The organism is Paenibacillus peoriae KCTC 3763 (assembly GCF_000236805.1).
Classification (GTDB): domain Bacteria; phylum Bacillota; class Bacilli; order Paenibacillales; family Paenibacillaceae; genus Paenibacillus; species Paenibacillus peoriae.
The window spans coordinates 118,851-136,049 of sequence record NZ_AGFX01000029.1 but is presented as its reverse complement, the minus strand read 5'-3'; the positions used below and the strand labels follow the sequence as shown (position 1 = coordinate 136,049).

General features: G+C 47.8%; 16 protein-coding genes and 1 riboswitch. Of the genes, 9 read left to right on the top strand and 7 right to left on the bottom strand.

The window, feature by feature from the left end; genetic code table 11:
• Positions 1–31: 31 nt before the first annotated feature.
• Complete coding sequence (locus KQI_RS26980) at positions 32–1,318, bottom strand: sensor histidine kinase (RefSeq protein ID WP_010347798.1); 1,287 nt, start codon at positions 1,316–1,318, stop codon at positions 32–34.
• Entirely contained in the window at positions 1,308–1,994 is a 687-nt protein-coding gene (locus tag KQI_RS0115830) for a response regulator transcription factor (RefSeq protein WP_010347797.1), read from the bottom strand. The genes KQI_RS26980 and KQI_RS0115830 overlap by 11 nt, the downstream gene beginning before the upstream one ends.
• A 126-nt stretch (positions 1,995–2,120) precedes the next feature.
• On the opposite strand from KQI_RS0115830, the gene KQI_RS0115825 reads away from it, so the two are divergent.
• The 4 genes from KQI_RS0115825 to nfsA all read left to right on the top strand — a co-directional run bounded on the left by KQI_RS0115825 (position 2,121) and on the right by nfsA (position 5,221).
• On the top strand, positions 2,121–2,570 hold the full coding sequence (locus KQI_RS0115825) for an FMN-binding protein (RefSeq protein WP_010347795.1): 450 nt from the start codon (positions 2,121–2,123) through the stop codon (positions 2,568–2,570).
• Positions 2,567–3,454: an FAD:protein FMN transferase gene (locus tag KQI_RS0115820; protein ID WP_010347794.1), complete on the top strand. Its 888-nt coding sequence runs from the start codon at positions 2,567–2,569 to the stop codon at positions 3,452–3,454. Before KQI_RS0115825 ends, KQI_RS0115820 begins: the two co-directional genes overlap by 4 nt.
• Complete coding sequence (locus tag KQI_RS0115815; RefSeq protein WP_010347793.1) at positions 3,455–4,282, top strand: RnfABCDGE type electron transport complex subunit D; 828 nt, start codon at positions 3,455–3,457, stop codon at positions 4,280–4,282.
• Positions 4,283–4,477: 195 nt separating this feature from the next.
• Entirely contained in the window at positions 4,478–5,221 is a 744-nt protein-coding gene (gene nfsA, locus KQI_RS0115810; RefSeq protein WP_010347792.1) for an oxygen-insensitive NADPH nitroreductase, read from the top strand.
• Between the two features lie 199 nt (positions 5,222–5,420).
• On the opposite strand, the gene KQI_RS0115805 is transcribed toward nfsA, so the two are convergent.
• The 5 genes from KQI_RS0115805 to KQI_RS0115785 form a co-directional block, all read right to left on the bottom strand.
• A complete protein-coding gene (locus KQI_RS0115805) occupies positions 5,421–6,245 on the bottom strand; it encodes a TatD family hydrolase (RefSeq protein ID WP_010347791.1) in 825 nt (274 codons plus the stop codon).
• Positions 6,238–7,188, bottom strand: coding sequence for an ABC transporter ATP-binding protein (locus tag KQI_RS0115800; protein ID WP_010347790.1), 951 nt, complete (start codon positions 7,186–7,188; stop codon positions 6,238–6,240). The genes KQI_RS0115805 and KQI_RS0115800 overlap by 8 nt, the downstream gene beginning before the upstream one ends.
• Before the next feature lie 43 nt (positions 7,189–7,231).
• Positions 7,232–8,008, bottom strand: coding sequence for an ABC transporter permease (locus tag KQI_RS0115795; protein WP_029390189.1), 777 nt, complete (start codon positions 8,006–8,008; stop codon positions 7,232–7,234).
• On the bottom strand, positions 8,005–8,298 hold the full coding sequence (locus tag KQI_RS0115790) for a thiamine-binding protein (RefSeq protein WP_010347788.1): 294 nt from the start codon (positions 8,296–8,298) through the stop codon (positions 8,005–8,007). The genes KQI_RS0115795 and KQI_RS0115790 overlap by 4 nt, the downstream gene beginning before the upstream one ends.
• Positions 8,299–8,677: 379 nt before the next feature.
• Positions 8,678–9,724: an ABC transporter substrate-binding protein gene (locus KQI_RS0115785; protein ID WP_010347787.1), complete on the bottom strand. Its 1,047-nt coding sequence runs from the start codon at positions 9,722–9,724 to the stop codon at positions 8,678–8,680.
• Between the two features lie 191 nt (positions 9,725–9,915).
• Positions 9,916–10,025: riboswitch (TPP riboswitch) on the bottom strand.
• A 249-nt stretch (positions 10,026–10,274) separates the two neighbouring features.
• Between KQI_RS0115785 and KQI_RS0115780 the strand changes: the two genes are divergently transcribed.
• From KQI_RS0115780 to KQI_RS0115760, 5 genes are all read left to right on the top strand, one after another.
• Positions 10,275–12,386 (top strand): bifunctional 2',3'-cyclic-nucleotide 2'-phosphodiesterase/3'-nucleotidase, encoded by a 2,112-nt coding sequence (locus tag KQI_RS0115780; protein ID WP_010347786.1) that lies wholly within the window; start codon positions 10,275–10,277, stop codon positions 12,384–12,386.
• Between the two features lie 262 nt (positions 12,387–12,648).
• Positions 12,649–13,695, top strand: a complete 1,047-nt coding sequence (locus KQI_RS0115775; RefSeq protein ID WP_029390188.1) for an EAL domain-containing protein — start codon at positions 12,649–12,651, stop codon at positions 13,693–13,695.
• Between the two features lie 389 nt (positions 13,696–14,084).
• Positions 14,085–15,098, top strand: a complete 1,014-nt coding sequence (locus KQI_RS0115770) for a zinc-dependent alcohol dehydrogenase family protein (RefSeq protein ID WP_010347783.1) — start codon at positions 14,085–14,087, stop codon at positions 15,096–15,098.
• A gap of 29 nt (positions 15,099–15,127) precedes the next feature.
• Entirely contained in the window at positions 15,128–16,285 is a 1,158-nt protein-coding gene (locus KQI_RS0115765) for an SMP-30/gluconolactonase/LRE family protein (RefSeq protein ID WP_010347782.1), read from the top strand.
• Positions 16,286–16,303: 18 nt separating this feature from the next.
• Positions 16,304–17,092: an SDR family oxidoreductase gene (locus KQI_RS0115760; protein WP_010347781.1), complete on the top strand. Its 789-nt coding sequence runs from the start codon at positions 16,304–16,306 to the stop codon at positions 17,090–17,092.
• Positions 17,093–17,199 lie beyond the last annotated feature (107 nt).

The window sequence follows — 17,199 nt, the reverse complement described above, 5'->3', positions numbered from 1 at the left end:
TTGGACGTCTGTGCCATTGCCGTTTTTTTGTTTAAATCCTACCCTGTCCTCTTATTCTGTTTACGTTTTTTTTAGGGGGGAAGAATAGTTCCACTTGAGTTCCTTTATTAATTTCTGAATGGATGCGGATGCTTCCGCCATGTACTTCTACAATCCACTGAGCGATGGATAGTCCAAGTCCTGTTCCCCCCTCGGTACGGGACCGGGCCTTGTCACCACGATAAAATCGGTTAAAGACATTGGGTAAATCAGCTTCAGGGATTCCACAGCCGTTATCTGACACGCTAATATATACGGAAGGACCTTGATAGCGTCCAGCCACCTTAATCTGCCCGCCGGATGGGGTATATTTCAAGGCGTTATCCAGCAGGATGGTCAGAAGCTGGCGTATTCTCCCGCCATCTCCCCATAGGAGCAGAGGCTTCTGGACTACCGTCTCAATTATGATCCCTTTGGTATCTGCCAATAACTTGAATTGCTCTGCCAATTCCAATAATAATGAATCCAGTTCGATGGACGAGGGGGCAATCTGCAACTGATTGGAGTCAGATCGAGCCAGTGTCAGCAGATCCTCCAGTAACCTGCCCATCCACTTGCTTTCTTTTAGAATTATAGCGATTTGAGGGCTCTCCTCTTCAATGGTATGTGTGGGGTGCCGCAGAAGCATCTCTGTTTGGGCATGGATGATTGCCGTTGGTGTTCGCATTTCATGCGACGCATCTGCAACAAAGCGCTGCTGCCTTTCCCAGGAGTTTCGTATAGGTACAAGCGCACGTCCGGCCAGAAATAAACCTGCAAAAACGAACACAAACCCTCCGATGACAATTCCGGCAGTGATATTCCACATCAAGGACCGGAGCGCGCCCTGCACATCCTTCAAGCTTTTGACGAGGCAAACCATGATTGGCGTGTCGGAATCTTTGGGTGTGTACTTAAACTGAAGAGCCCGATAACTGCGATCACCGATGTTTACCGTCCGAATGGTCTGTTCGTCCGATGAATATTGGAATTGACTAACCAGTTCCGGGGGTAACGACTGCTTGGGCAACTGTCCGAGGAACTTGTTTGGAGCAGACCAGAGCAGGTATGTTATTTTGTCATCATAATCATATTGAGAGCCCAAATGATCGTTTTCTAGTAGTTCTGCTGGATTTTCAGAGTATAGAACTTGCTTCTGGGCCTGTATCATGACTTCATCCGTATTGTGGTATAGCTGGTATTGCATATGAATGTATAGCCAGGTGCCCAATATGGAGAAAACGAGTAGGAAAACGGCAGTATTCAGGATGACCAGCCTTCTGCGGATATTAATGAACATGAGGTTCACCTGTCAGCATATACCCGATTCCACGCACGGTTCTAAAGAGGTTGTCGGCGTTACGGGCCGCGAGCTTTTTACGCAACAGATGCATATATACGTCGACTGCTGTCGTGGCTGCTCCTGAATCGAATCCCCATACCCGGTCAAATATCTGCTCACGGGTTAATATCTGCTCTTTATTACATAGAAAGAACTCCAGTAATTTATATTCTGTTGTGGTTAAATTCAAGGCATGGTCTTCAATAAACGCGTCTCTCGCCGCTGGGATTAATCGGATAGATCCATAGATCAAATCTCCTTCTTGTCCAATCGTACCCTTTCTCCTCAAAACAGCTCTTGTCCGTGCCATTAATTCCGAGAGGGCGAACGGCTTCGTGATGTAGTCGTCTGCTCCGATATCCAGTCCGGCAACACGATCTTCGACCGCATCTTTAGCAGTCAAAAGAATGATGGGAACGAGCATCCCCTGTGACCTCAGCTTTTTGACAATGTCAACACCGCTCATTTCCGGCAGCATGATATCGAGAATAATCAAATCATAAATATTCTGCCCGGCCAAATAGTATCCCTCGTCGCCTGTTTCTGCACCATCTGTCAGGAAAGATTCACTTTCAAAGAGGTCACGGATAATCCTGAGAAGAGAAGGATCATCTTCTACGACAAGCACTCGCACACGTTGTTCCACCTTTCCACCGTTCGAATTCATTCCGTTCTTTTAAGGAATTTTAAATATTCCACTACTATACTAGCATTATCAGCCGAGAGGCATAAGGATAATCATCTATATGGGGGGATCTACATGGCACAGATGAATAAAAAATGGGTTGCTTTGTGCTCAGCAGCGATTACAGCAGTGTACGCTGCCGGATATTTTACGACGGAAACCGAGGCATCCTCGCAGTCATTGCCACAGCATACTCAGTCCGGTATTCCAACAAATCATCATAAGGTTAAAAACACCCCTCAATCGCAAAGTGTATACAAAGATGGTACCTATACAGGGACGGGTAATAATCGGCGTGGTTCCATTGAAGTCAGCGTAATGATCAGGAATGATAAAATAACGGACGTTGAAGTTAGCCATTATGCTATGCATTATTCCGAAAGTGATATAGGAGGGCTTCCTTCGGAGGTTGTAAAAAAACAAAGTGCCCAAGTTACGAATGTATCCGGTGCAACGTATAGCACCCTGGCATTTCAGGAAGCTGTACAAAATGCGCTCTCCAGTGCACGAAGGGGATCGTCATGAAGAGAACCAAGCTATATATGGATACTGCTGTAAGTATAGAGGTCGTTACAGGAAAATCCACATCCGAAGCAACGGTCGCACAGAAAATGAATCAGGCATTTGAGGCTTTTCAAAAAGTGGAGCAAGCTTGCAGTCGCTTTAGCCCTGACAGTGAATTGATGAGAGCCTGTCAACAGGTTGGAATACCTGTAGCCGTAAGCCCATTTTTGTTTGAACCCCTCAAATTTGCATTGGGAATGGCTGAATGTACGGATGGGATATTTGATCCTACGATAGGGAAAAGGATGGAGGATTATGGATTTAATCGTCATTATTTAACCGGAGAAGCCATGTACAGTCCTTCTACGGCTTCCGTTACCTATCGGGATATCGTATTAGATGAACAAGAACGCACCTTGTGCTTGCTGAAGCCGTTGGTCATTGATCTGGGAGCTGTAGCCAAAGGATTTGCCATTGACCTGGCAGTGCATGAACTGGCGGAATTTGGGGGTTTTGTTGTAAATGCGGGGGGCGATTTATTTGCAGGAGGGATGAACGATAGTGGAGAGGCATGGGAAATAGGCATTCAACATCCTGAACGCAAAGAAGAAGTGATATCGACGGTTCTGCTTTCCAATGAGGCTATATGTACCTCGGGAGGCTATGAGCGCAAAAGTGCGACTGTAGCCGATATACATCATTTGATTGATCCCAAAACCCAGACCTCTCCCAAAGATTGGGTCAGTTCCAGCGTGATTGCTCCCTTCGCTATGATGGCGGATACCTTTGCTACGTCATCATTTTTGCTGGGGGCAGTTGAGGGGAGAGGGATTGTGGAACAAGCGGGTTTACAAGCCATCTTCATCACATCAGATTTACAATTGGTTCGAGTTGGAGGAATATAAATGACTTTAAAGCAATGGATTAAATCACCAAAGGGCTATGTCGCAATAGCAATCACGGTGTATCTTCTGATAGGCTCTATTGCTGGGCATGACATAGCAGGTATTATGAATGGACTGGTAGCCGTCGGTATTGCTGTAGCTGTGGACCTTCTCCTTGGCTTGATAAGACAAAGGAAGCGGATGCTGCCAGATGGTGCGTTGATCACAGGGTTACTCATCGCCCTGGTGTTAGGCACGACGACCTCCTGGTACGTGATTGCGGCTACTTCAGCAATTGCTGTTGTATCCAAGCATCTATTGGTTTATAAAAAGAAGCCGATTTTCAATCCGGCAGCTTTTGGACTGCTGCTATCGTTACTCATTTTTGAATCAGGGCAGAGCTGGTGGGGGGCATTCGGGGATTTACCTGCATGGATGATGGTCTTTCTGTTCATTGGTGGATATGTGGTAACCGATCGAGTCAATAAGTATCCTCAGGTATTTTCATTTTTCGGAACCTTTTTTGTATTATTGCTCTTTACAGGATATTTTCACCTGGGGGATGCTTCGGATGCGCTTCGGCCTCCATTTGTCAACGCGGCTCTTTTCTTTGGCTTTTTTATGCTCACTGACCTGCCCACGACACCTGCCAAGGTGAAGGATCAAATCATTTTTGGCATTCTTGCTGCATTAGTAGGGGTGGCTGTATACGATCTTTTTGGCGGATTAATGTATTTGTTTATAGGGCTGCTCTTGGCAAACCTGTATCACGTATTCAAATCACGTTTAGCGTCAAAACCGGTCAATAGATCTGTTTCAACTATGCAGCCAGCATCAAAACGGGGGTAGATGATTCTACAGGCAAGTACATTCGGATTGGGCTTCCGGTGTACTTGCTTTTTTTGCCATGGAGTGAGGTTGCTTATCAACCGCGAAAGTTTCATAATATTTGTAGGAGTGCCATGCAAGCATGCAAGAACTTCTTTGTATACACAGCTTGACACAGATAAAAAGCTTATATTATGGATTAGGAGTGAAGCAGTCATGAATGATACGATTTCCTTGTTGATGAATCATCGGTCTGTACGAAAATTCAAGTCAGACGCCGTTACCGACGAGCAGCTCGCAGCTATTGTGGCGGCTGGCCAAATGGCTTCCTCGTCCAGCAATGTGCAGGCTTATACCGTCATTGCCGTTACAGAGCCTGCTTTGAAAACCAAGTTCGCTGAGCTGGCGGGGGGTCAGGCTTATGTTGAACAATGCCCGGTGTTTCTGGTATGGTGTGCAGATTTGTATCGCTTGAAGCAGGTCACAGTTCACCATCAGCCAGGTCAGCCTTCCTACGAAGGTTCCGTCGAAAATTATACAGTTGCTACCATTGACGCCGCGTTAGCTGCACAAAATGCAGCAGTAGCCGCTGAATCACTTGGCTTGGGGATCGTCTACATCGGGGGTATCCGTACGAGAATAGCTGAGGTATCCGAGCTGTTAGGGTTGCCTGAACTGGTATATCCGGTGTTCGGTATGTGTATCGGCGTACCGGATCAGGACACGGGCTTGCGTCCACGTCTTCCGCTTTCCGGTGTTTTGCACATGAACGGCTACGACAAAAATCAGACGATGAAGGCTGTGGAGCTATATGATCACACATCGGCTGAATATTTGAAGGAGCGTACGGGCGGTCAACGTTCTACTCCTTGGTCTGAACAAATGGCGGCGAGACTGACTGAGCCTGCACGGTTGCAGTTGAAGTCATTTTTGGAGCAAAAGGGATTTTTGAAGCAATAAAGTAGAGCGGTCATAAAAAAGCAGAGGCCTAAAAGCAAAAGCCTATATAGGACTTATGAAGCCTCTATATAGGTTTAAAAATACAAAGAACCTTCGGTTACGCGGTTATGATGCGTATCTGAAGGTTCTTTGCTTGTACTGTAAAAGCAGATATCTTATTCTTTCAGGGAATTGGAATTGCTGACGGCTAAATATGACTTTATAAATTAGACAGTGAGTAGAAGCGTCTCGTATTTTCATAAAATAATGGACGGACGGCAGACTCGTCTTGATGGGTCAGCTTGCTATATGCGCGAATGACGTCGGCAGTCATCCGTGGATGCGTCTTTTGTCCGGTAAAAGCTCCCTCGAACGGCCAGGGGCCGTCTGTCTCCGCCATGATCTGATTGGACGGATACTGTCTCGCCAACTTGCGAATTTCTTCTTCGTACAGAAGATCGGGTGTGAAGGAGACATAGTAGCCGTTCCGGGCCATACGTTCGGTTGTGGCGGCAGAGCCCTTGAACCAGTGGAAATGTGCCTGTGTGACACCATGCCGTTCCAGAAGGTCGCAAGCGATATCGGCGTCTTCATAAACGGCGTGCAGCACAATAGGCTTGTTATGCTTCCGTGCGAACCGGATAAAACGCTCTAGCAGCGCTATGTAGGGAGTGAGGTCAAAAAAGGCTCCGCTCCGTAAGGCCTTTAGCCGATTGTAGTAGGGCAGGCCGACTTCGCCAACGGCGACCATCTGCTCTATATGCTTATCCATCCAGCCAAACAGCAGATCAAGCTCGGCTTGTGATGGAAGAGGCTGCTCGGGATGAAAGCCGAAGGCTGGGCGTACCAGCCCGGGCCAACGTTCAGCTAACCGCAGATTGGCTTGGCTGGAGGCGAGATGCATGGATACGGCTATGACGGCTTCGACACTGCTATCGGCAAGAGAAGCCAGCAATGGCTCCTGCTGCTCAGGCGGGTAGCTGTCAACATGAATGTGTGCGTCAATCAATGGTGCGGATGCTGTCGCGGTCAAAATGTCATTCATACCGCTTCACTCCGTCACCCGGAGTATTCTTGTGAATGCTCCCAGTAGGGTCCATACTGCCGTCCAGCTTGTATTTTTCCTCGCGCATCCAGCCCGTCATGGTCCGCTTCCATTCGCTAAAACGTGGATCAAGGGTGATTTCCTCCCGACGAGGACGTGGGAAGGGAACATCTACGACATGCATCACCGTAGCAGGTCGTGCCGACAGCACGTAGATCCGGTCAGAGAGCAGCAGCGCTTCCTCGATGCTGTGGGTGATAAACAGCACAGAGCGGCGGTTTTTCTCCCACATCCGCAATAACCATTGCTGCATATCTGCACGTGTCAGCGCATCCAGGGCGCTGAACGGCTCATCCAGCAGCATCAGCTCCTGCGGGCTGAGCAGTGCGCGCAGGAAGGCCGCGCGTTGTTGCATACCTCCAGAGAGTGTATGCGGGTACGCTTTGGCGAAGGGACCCAGCCCGACCTGCTCCAGCCATTGCAGGGCATCTTCGCGGCGTTCACGTTCGCTGGCGTACCGTGAGTGCGCTGCCCTATCTTTGCGCGGCGCGTTTTCCTGCCCGAGCAGTACGTTATCCAGCGTGGTACGCCACGGGAAAAGGGCGGGCTGCTGCGGCATATAGCTAATATGCCCGCGTTCGCCCGTCACATCCTGTCCGTGCATGCGAATGCGTCCCTGCTGGGGCTGAAGCAGCCCGCCGATGATGTGAAACAGCGTGCTTTTGCCACTGCCGGATGGGCCGATGAGGGAGACGAATTCTCCCGGCTTAACGGTCAGGGCCACATCCTGCAATACGGGAAGTGAGCTTCGTTTTTCACGGAAGGCGAGGCTGATGCTATCCACTTCCAACGCTGGAGGAGCTGTCGGAAGCTCCTGCTCTTCTCCGGTGCGTTGTCCATCAGCCATGTTTTGTGGTGATAAGTCAGGCGGATGCAGACTCATAGCGTCACACCCTTTCTTCGAGTTTATTGAATCCATTTGGGAGCTATTCCTGATCCGGTTTCCAGCGGACCAGCCATTTTTCCAGCAGTACGATCATGACAAACATCAGTAAACTGAGTGCAACAATGATGCCAATGGCGGCAAAAATCAAATCCGTGCGATAGGCCGATTTTTGCAGCATCATATAATATCCGATTCCTTCACTGGCACCGATCCATTCGGCAATAATTGCGCCCATCACGCTGTAGGTGGCAGCAATCTTGATGCCGGAAAATACTTGTGGCAAGGAGTGCGGCAACTCCAGCTTCGTGAAGATAGCCATACGACTCGCGCCCGACATGCGCATATAGTTCATCATCGTGCGGTCCGTCCGTGTCAGCCCGTCCATGGCTGCTACAGCCACGGGGAAGAAGCACACTAACGTAATAACCAGCAGCTTGGGCAGCACGCCAAAACCAAACCACACCATCAGCAATGGGCCAAGGGCTATGATCGGAATGTTCTGACTAAGGATGAGCAGTGGATACAGGGCGGACTTGAGAAAAGGAATCGTATGAAGAACGATGGCGATCAACAGTCCTGTTGCTGTCCCTATTGCAAATCCCCCAAACGTCAGGCGAATCGTAGCCCACGTATGGGCACCAAGCAGCTCTGACTGAGCCATGCCCTCCTGTACGATCAGAGACGGAGCTGGCAGCAGCCAGGACTCAACATGCAAATAAGAAACCGCCCCCTGCCAGGCTGCCAAAAAGAAGAGGACCGCCACAAGGGGCGGCCATACGCTTTTCCACCAGGATGCGTTCTTGCCTTTTGAGTTCATGGGCGATATTTTTCGGTCAGCTTGTTCATGCTGATGCCCTGTGGGTTATGTGCAATTTTGATCTGTGAAATGATGCTGGGACTGCCGGCCTCCGTTAATGCCACGTGCATTTCTTTAACTACGTTCAGTAGCTCGTCCAACTCACCCTCCATGGTCGTCTCCAATGGATTCACCTGATACTTGACACCGGAACGTTGGATGACCTCAATCGCCTTATCTACATAAAGATAAGAGTCCTCGTTATTAGGAGTTTTAGGAATCACTTGAATACTGAGCAAAGTGTTAGCCATAAGAATTCACCTGTCCTTCATTTGGAGTGTTTTAGAGAAAATAGGGTGGTTTAAGGCGGGTGAGACCGCTTCGCGTTTCATTTGATCTTACGATCGCTGTTGCCGTGGGATTCTTTGAATAAATTTTAAAAGGTAAGAATCCCCCTTTAGCGTATGCTTTCGAAGCCAGCTTTCCTAAAGAAAGCTTTCGGGCGAACACTCCGTTTCTCCAGATTCAAATGAACCGCTCCGCTGCCAACCGCCTTAAAAGCACCTTATTTTTAAAGCTAGGTTGTGTGGCATTTTTAACACACAAGCGCACCTACTTAGCGCTTAGATAATATGAAACTAAAGAATAAACATAGTGGCGCAAAGGCTACTTCAAGTTCGATTTACAAGATCAACGCTTTGGTAAAAAATCGTTTGTGAAGGCTTTTTCGACTTCCAGAGGTTTGCTGAGCAGCTTGCGTTCGTACATCCAATCCGAATAGTTTTGCCATACCTCCGCTTTTTGCACACCCCATTGCGCGGCATCGTCCTGATAACGCGGGCTTAGCCATTTTTGGCTGGCGAGTACCAGCTTTTTGTCCAGCTCCGGTACGGCTTTGCTTAGGATATCCGCGGATTCTTCAGGATGAGCAATGGTGTATTCATAGCCTTGGGCGGTGGCGTCCATGAACGCTTTGACCAGTTCCGGATCATTTTTAATGGTCTGTTCGTTGCTTACAATCACTGGTGTATAGTAATCAAGGCTTTTGGAATAATCTTTTACATACAGCATATCCAGGGGTTCACCTCGAAGCTCCGCCTCGATCCCGGTCCATGCGTAGAAAATCCAGGCAAAGTCGATATCCCGCTTCACGGCTGTAAAATAGTCGGCATTACCCATATTCATAATCTTCACTTTGCTCACATCGGCCTTGTCTGAATCCATGATGGATTTCATGACCGCTTCTTCTACGGGTGAACCCCAGCCGCCGTATTTTTTCCCTTCAAAATCTTTCGGGCTTTTAATGCCGCGATCTACCGGGGCTGCGAAGCCTGATGTATTATGCTGAATTACTGCTGCGATAGATACGAGTGGTACACCTTGCGTACGTGCCTGGGTGACGCCCTCTTGATAGCTGATACCAAAAGGTGCCGCATTTGAAGCTACCATTTGATCGGCTCCGCCTGAACCGGGTTGAACGATTTGGACATTCAAGCCCGCTTTTTCGTAAAATCCTTTATCCTTGGCGACATAGAGTCCCGTATGATTCGTATTTGGTGTCCAGTCAAGTACAACTTTAACATCCTTAAGCCCCTTTGCCGGGGTGGAAGCTGGAGCGTTGGTAGCAGGTGCCGCCTCCTGGGTTGTAGAGGGGGAGCCTCCTCCGCAGGCTGTTAGTGTCAGGGCCATGAGCCACAGACTAATTAGTCCAAGGCTTAACATTTTCATGCGCTTCATCGTTGTGTTCTCTCCTTTTAATTACCCGTCATCTGTCGAATCAGACAGCTTATGTTCCCCATTTCATAAAATAACATCTGCCGGACACTATCTTTCCAACAACTTAATCCTCAACAAAAAAAGCGCCCCCAGGTTCCGGGACGCTTGCGCTTGTATATACCAAAGTAAGGGATGGCCTATGAAAAGAAGGCACATCTTAGCTTAAGCATTCCTACGCTGGCATTACCCAGATCAGGTTGTAAGGGTCAGTGTCTTGGGACACACTCTCAGCCGGCCGATTCCAGCACCCCTGGCATTGTATGGTTTAATGGGTTTGTTTATTCGGGTTTACTACGACGATTATATGCCCTGAAGGCGGGGCTGTCCAGCATGGAGGAAGAGATGACGGTTCATTTGCAAGAAAATTAATTATTTTTTTATAAATAACTTTGGTCAAATGACTACTCTTTTGTCTGGCGTTGGATTAAAATAGGAATGGTGGGTTCGAAACTTACATATATGTGCAAAAGTATGTATATGAGCCATACACCTTAATAAGGAGGGGTATATTTTGTTATTTCGTAAAAATTGGTTTAAAGGGTTTACAGCAGCGGTTGTAGCTTGTAGCATGCTGGTGTTTACAGCTGCTCCGTCCTGGGCTGCCACCGATTCTCGGGACAGCGCTACAGTGAATTTGCGGATCATGGAAACAACGGATATTCACACGACGTTGATGAACTACGATTATTATGCAGATAAGGAAACTAACGAATATGGCTTGATTAACACTGCCGGACTGATCCAGCAGGCGCGTAGCGAAACAAGAAACAGTATGCTGTTCGATAACGGTGATTTGTTGCAGGGTAATCCATTAGGCGATTATATGGCCAGAAACAAAGCCTTCGAGAAAGAAGGCGGTGTCCATCCGGTCTACAAGATGATGAACTTGATGGGCTATGATGCGGCTACTGTAGGCAACCACGAATTTAACTATGGCCTTGACTTTTTGGAGAAATCGCTCAAGGGAGCTGATTTTCCTTACGTAAATGCGAACGTATACTATGATAACGGGGGCGAAGGTGCTAAAAATTATTTTACCCCTTATCAGATTCTCAATAAAACGGTAACGGACGAGAAGGGCGATGAGCATACGCTCAGAGTGGGCGTAATCGGTCTGGTAACTCCTCAAATCATGCAGTGGGACGAAGCCAATTTGAAGGGTAAGGTCGTTACGAAGGATATTGTGGAAACGGCGAAAAAGTTCATTCCTCAAATGAAAACAGAAGGTGCTGACATTATTGTTGTGCTTGCACACACAGGTTATGAGGATGTGCCGCAAACGCCAATGATGGAGAATGCCGTTAAATATTTGAGCCAGGTGGATGGAATCAACGCTATTCTGTTTGGGCATGCTCATAAATCTTTCCCCGGCCCTGATTTTAAAGGAATGAACGGTGTAGATCTGGATAAAGGAACCATTAATGGCGTACCGGCTGTAGAAGCTTCCTCTTGGGGCAAGGAGCTGGGCATTATTGACCTGAGTCTGGAAAAGAAAAAAGATGTATGGAGCGTGACTAATTCTCAGTCAGAAGTGCGTCCGGTTGTGAATACCACAAACCAAGCTTTGCAGATCAAGCCTGATTTTAAACTGACGGACTCAGTCAAGGAAGAGCATAAAGGAACGCTGGATTATGTTCGTCAACCGGTTGGAACCACAACCGCACCGATTACCAGTTATTTTGCATTGGTGCAGGATGATCCATCCATTCAGATTGTGACGAATGCACAAAAATGGTATGTACAAAACCATCTTAAAGGGACCGAATACGAAAATCTTCCCGTATTGTCGGCTGGCGCTCCATTCAAGGCTGGTGGTCGCAACGGTGCCGAGTATTACACGAACATCCCTGAAGGTACGATAGCGATTAAAAACGTGTCCGATTTGTACGTATACCCGAACACGGTTCATGCTGTAGAAGTAACCGGTGCTGAAATCCAGGAATGGCTGGAGTGGTCTGCGGGTCAGTTTAACCGTATCGATCCAGGCAAAACAGAGGAACAAGCGCTGATCAATAAAGATTTTCCAACCTACAATTTTGATGTCATTGACGGTGTGACTTACCAAATCGATGTAACTCAACCTGCACGCTATGATGCCAAAGGAAACATTATTGATTCTTCGGCTCATCGTATCAAGGACTTGCAATACAATGGGAAGGCCATTGATCCTGCACAGAAATTTATCGTAGCGACCAATAACTACCGTGCGTCCTCGTCCAAACTGGCAAATCCGGATGGCAAGCGCATTGTGATGGCAGCGCCGGATGAAAACCGTCAAGTCATTGTTGATTATATCCGTACGAACGGAACCATTAATCCGTCAGCGGATGGCAATTGGTCTATTGCTCCTTTCGGTCAGGCAAAGGTTACCTTCGAGTCCTCACCTGATGCCAAGGATGTGCTGGCTGGAAATCAACAAATTGCTTACTTGGGCAGTGCGGCAGACGGTTTTGCCAAATACAGCTTAAAAGCTGGCGCAAAGCCTAATGCAGCAAAGACTCCTGCAAAGGAAGCTGTAGTCCCTGCGAAAGCAACGGCAAAGCCGGCTGTTAAAACAACCAAGCCTGCAACTGCTAAACCAGCTAAACCAGCTAAAACAACCAAGCCAAAGGCTTCCAAGTAAGTTTGCCTTTACGGCTCCAGGTTTAATCAGAGCCAAGCAGCAAGTCTCTATTCGGGAGACTTGCTGTTTTTTTGCCTTTCATGAAAAATAATATTGAAAATGAAAATTGGTGCAAAAGACTTTGTTTCTTGTCGGATATACACTTAAGTCCTAATTTTCGACTAGGAATGAGCTTGTTTTTCTTGATTTTATAGTACTTTCGTTCTAGTTATTTGTGATATAATGGTGAAAAAACCGGAAAATTGTTCCGAGGAGGACCATTATGACATGCAGCAGTTGCAGTATCATATTACCTATTAGAGATCAAGGATTGCTGAAGATCAGGCACCCCAGGGTGTCGCTTAATCCGGCATTAGATGGCTTGGGTATACTACCGCAACAATGCTGCGAGGACGGAATAGTGTTTAAGTATGACAGCCATTCAGAACTGGAACAGCTGGTTAACGGACTGGCTCGTCTTCCCCAGGAATGGCTCTTACATATGGAGACTGTGGTGACCGGACTGAATCATGTGGAGGGATATGAGGACTGGCTTCTATTTAGCCAATTGCAGGCCAGAATTCAACACCCGGATATGATGAGTATCATTAGGGACAAAAGCTTTTCAAGCCACCTGCAGCCTATTGTTGACCACAACCTGAACATTATCGGGTTTGAGTTTTTGCTGCGTCCGTCACATTCGGAGCGGCACTTCCAGCCTTTTCGGCTGTTTGAAATTGCCCGTGAAGCCGGCTTGCATGCTCATTTGGATCGCTTGGCTCGTATTTCCGCTATTGAAAAAAGTGCAGCATGCCTCCCTGCGGGGATTAAACGATTTATTAACTTTCTCCCTTCAACCATCTATAATCCAGCCTATTGCTTGAATCATACCTTTGAGACGATTGATCGGTTGTCCATGAATACGGAGGATTTTGTGTTTGAGGTCGTAGAGACGGAAGAAATTGACGACCTGAATGTTTTGCATCAAATTTTTGAACAATATCGCACACGAGGAGTTTCAGTGGCACTGGACGATGTGGGGGCAGGTTATTCTACGACAGAGCTAATGAATGGCCTCCAGCCAGATTATGTCAAAATTGATCGGAGTTTAATTGATGGCTGTCATCGCAACAGTGATCAGCAGCGACAAATTACGGGGATCGTGGAATCGGCTTCTCGCTTTGGAGGCAAGGTGCTGGCTGAAGGCGTTGAGCAGATGGAAGATTTTGAATTTTGTCGTGAAGCAGGTGTGTCCCTGGCTCAGGGTTATTTGTTTGGCAAGCCGGAGTCTGGCCCGCCCTCCAATTTTGTGCTTAGTAGAGTAGTGTAGTCAGAAGCACGTTCTATAAAATATGGAGCTTAAATGGGTCTGTCTCATAGGCAAAGTTTTAACTGTATTGGACAGTGCTTATATCACCATTAATGTAAAAAACGCGAGTGCAGAGGTTATTCCACCTTTGCAACTCGCGTTTTTTGGTTCATGCTTGCCTACCTGAGCAAGTTATGGGCAAGCGAAAGCAACCCTGCCTCCAATTTTTACTTGGTAAGAACTGTTAAAAAAAACGGAGGCAGTTTTACGACACGTTTTATTTTTAAAGTAAATATTGACGTTTTGAAGATAAATAGATACAGTGTATTATGCAGGAAACATTGTTTCTTGTATAATACACTGTATCTATAATAGATAAAAAATTTAATATTGCAGGGAGGACAACCAAAATGAAAGCAGTGCAACTGAAAAACAGTTTTGGCTTTGAAGAATTAACCTTGACGGAACTCGACATACCGGTGCCGGGACGGCTGGAGGTTCTGATCCGCATAAGGGCAGCGTCTCTTAATTATCGAGATTTGGTAATACTTAATGGAGTAATGCCGATCGGCATTCAATTTCCCTTCATTCCGTTATCCGATGGAGCGGGTGAAATTGTAGCTGTGGGCGAAGGAGTGACAAAATTTCAGATTGGACAAAGGGTAGCGGGAAATTTACAACAGAAATTCATTGGCGGGAGCACGAGAGCGGAGGTATTAAAGGACAGTCTGGGAGGCCCGCTCAGCGGAGTGGCGGCTGAATATATCGTTCTACATGAAGAAGGGATCGTCGCCATTCCGGATCACCTTACTTGGGAGGAGGCTTCCACCTTGCCAATTGCGGCATTAACCGCATGGAGCATGCTGATGGAATCTGGCGGGCTGCGAGCGGGGGATACGGTGCTCTTGCAAGGAACAGGCGGTGTCTCCATCTTTGGGCTTCAATTCTCTCTGATGGCAGGAGCACGGGTAATTATCACATCGAGCAGCAATGACAAGCTGGAACGGGCAAAAGCTCTCGGCGCATGGCAGACAATCAACTATTCGGAAGTTCCCGAGTGGGATAAGGTGGCTCTGGAGATGACAGGCGGCGGAGTCGACCATGTCCTGGATGTGGGGGGAGCGGCAACAATGGCACAATCCATCAATGCACTTCGTACCGGAGGGACTGTGAGCATGATCGGATTCTTATCGGGCTTGACCATTCCTGAGTTCGATGTCACCAGCATTTTGCAGAAGGCTGCGACGATTCGTGGCAGTCAAGTCGGTAACAGGGAACATTTCGAAAACATGAATCGTGCCATTTCCCACCATCAGCTACATCCTGTCATCGACCGGGTATTCCCGCTCAGCCGAATCGGTGAAGCCTTTGCACTTTTGGCTGAAGGAAAACAGTATTTCGGTAAAATCGTCGTTCAAATATAAATATTATTCACATCACATAGGAGGCACTTATGTCCAGTAAACCTGATTTGTCCATCAAAGATTCTCAAGGAAGAAAGAATAAGAAACCGCGTAAATGGGTACGCAGAACCGGATTATCGCTGCTGGCGGTAATCTTTCTGGGAGTGGTTATTTTTATGCTCATCCCTTCCCCTGTCCAGCCTGCAAAATGGCTTGCACCTTCGGCCCCCTCTTTTGAACAAGCGGGTCCATGGCAACAAAACAACAAACTCAGCTCCGCAGAGCTTGTTACAGATGCCCCTAAGTTTCCGGAATTTATCACCTTTGACAAGGAAGGCACTTTATATACGGGAGACTCCGACGGGAAAATTTATAAGGTTGCCTTTGATGGAAAGGGCAATCCGCAAAAGGCCCAGCTATATGCAGATACCAAGGGAACACCCAATGGACTTATGTTTGACGCTAGTGGAAATCTGATCGTTACGGATGTCCAGAAGGGGCTGCTGTCTGTAGATCCTTCCGGGAAAGTGACAGTGTTGGCCGATCAAGTCGACGGCACACCGATCTATTTGGCCAATGAGCTAGATATTGCGAAAGATGGCACTATTTATTTTTCTGACACCTCCAATTATGGTAGAGTGACCTTCAAAGAAATCGCCGAGAACAAGCCACATGGACGTTTGCTGAAATATGATCCGGCGACCAAGCAGACGACAGTTCTGTTGGAGGGCCTTTATTTTGCGAACGGGGTTGCCTTGTCTGCGGACGAAGATTTTGTGCTTGTGGCAGAGTCGTATCACTACCAATTGACCAGATACTGGCTCAAAGGGCCGAAGAAGGGGACTTCGGATATTTTTGCGGATAATCTCGCCGGTTTTCCGGATAACATTACGCGTGATGATCAAGGCCATTTCTGGGTCGGTCTCTTCACGACACGTATTCCCTTTGTAGATCAGATGCATGGAAGCCCGTGGCTGGCTGGGATGATGGCCAAATTGCCTCAATCGCTGCTCAGCGGTGCAAGCGCACCTGTGAAGCATGGGCTTGCTGTGGAGCTTAATTCGCAGGGGAAACTCATCGGAAGCTGGCATGATCCTGCAGGCTCGCTTTATGGCGTAACTACGGCTGTAAACCATGACGGATATTTATATATAGGCACAGCTCCTGGAGGCAGCCAGGGCGTTCATCGCGTGCTTTTAACCAAATAAGCTTGGGGAGGGTTTAACATGATATTGGATGAGTTGGATTTATCCTGGAAAGGGAAGGAAAGCCTAGCCGGTAAAGTAGCTTTGGTAACAGGCGCAAGCAGCGGCATTGGGGCATCGATTGCAAGAAAACTGGCAAAGCGAGGCGCATATGTAGCTGTATTGGCACGCCGTCAGGAGCGATTGGACGAATTGGTTCGCGACTTGCACCAAGAGGAATTGTACGAGGTCATGGCAATACCTGCCGATATCCAAAAAGCTGAAGATGTACAGCAGGCGATCCATGCCATTCTTGAACACTGGGGACGGCTTGACATTATTGTTGCCAATGCCGGCTTCGGGTATCGAAGCCCACTGGCAGAAGTGGACCTGGAACGATGGGAGGAGCTTTACAAGACGAATGTGCACGGTCTTGTCCTGACACTGAAGTATGGGCTTCAGCCAATGAGGGAACAGGCCAAGGGGGATGTTGTCATTGTCTCCTCTATTGCAGCGAAGGAAGTGGTTGCCGGAGGAGGACTATACAGCGCTACCAAGTACGGCGTTAGCGCCATAGCCTCCGCATTGCGTTTGGAGACCAGTACGCAAGGAATTCGTGTAACTGCGATTCACCCCGGGGCGGTGGCGACGGAATTTTCGCAGGTGGCCGGATATCTCGAGCAGGAGATTCGGGCGTTTGCTTCGAGCGTTTTACCGCTGCATCCCGATGATGTTGCAGAAGCTGCCCTTTATGCACTGGAGCAGCCGGAGCATGTCAACATTCCGGAGTTGACCATTATGCCTTCGAGGCAGGTCCAACGGTTCAAATAGAGCGGTATCAAGTGTGTTTGGGCAACTAAAGAACAACTATCCATAACCTGCTCAAATGGGCGAGCATAATCCAAAAAGCACGAGTTATAGGGGAAAATAACCCTTGA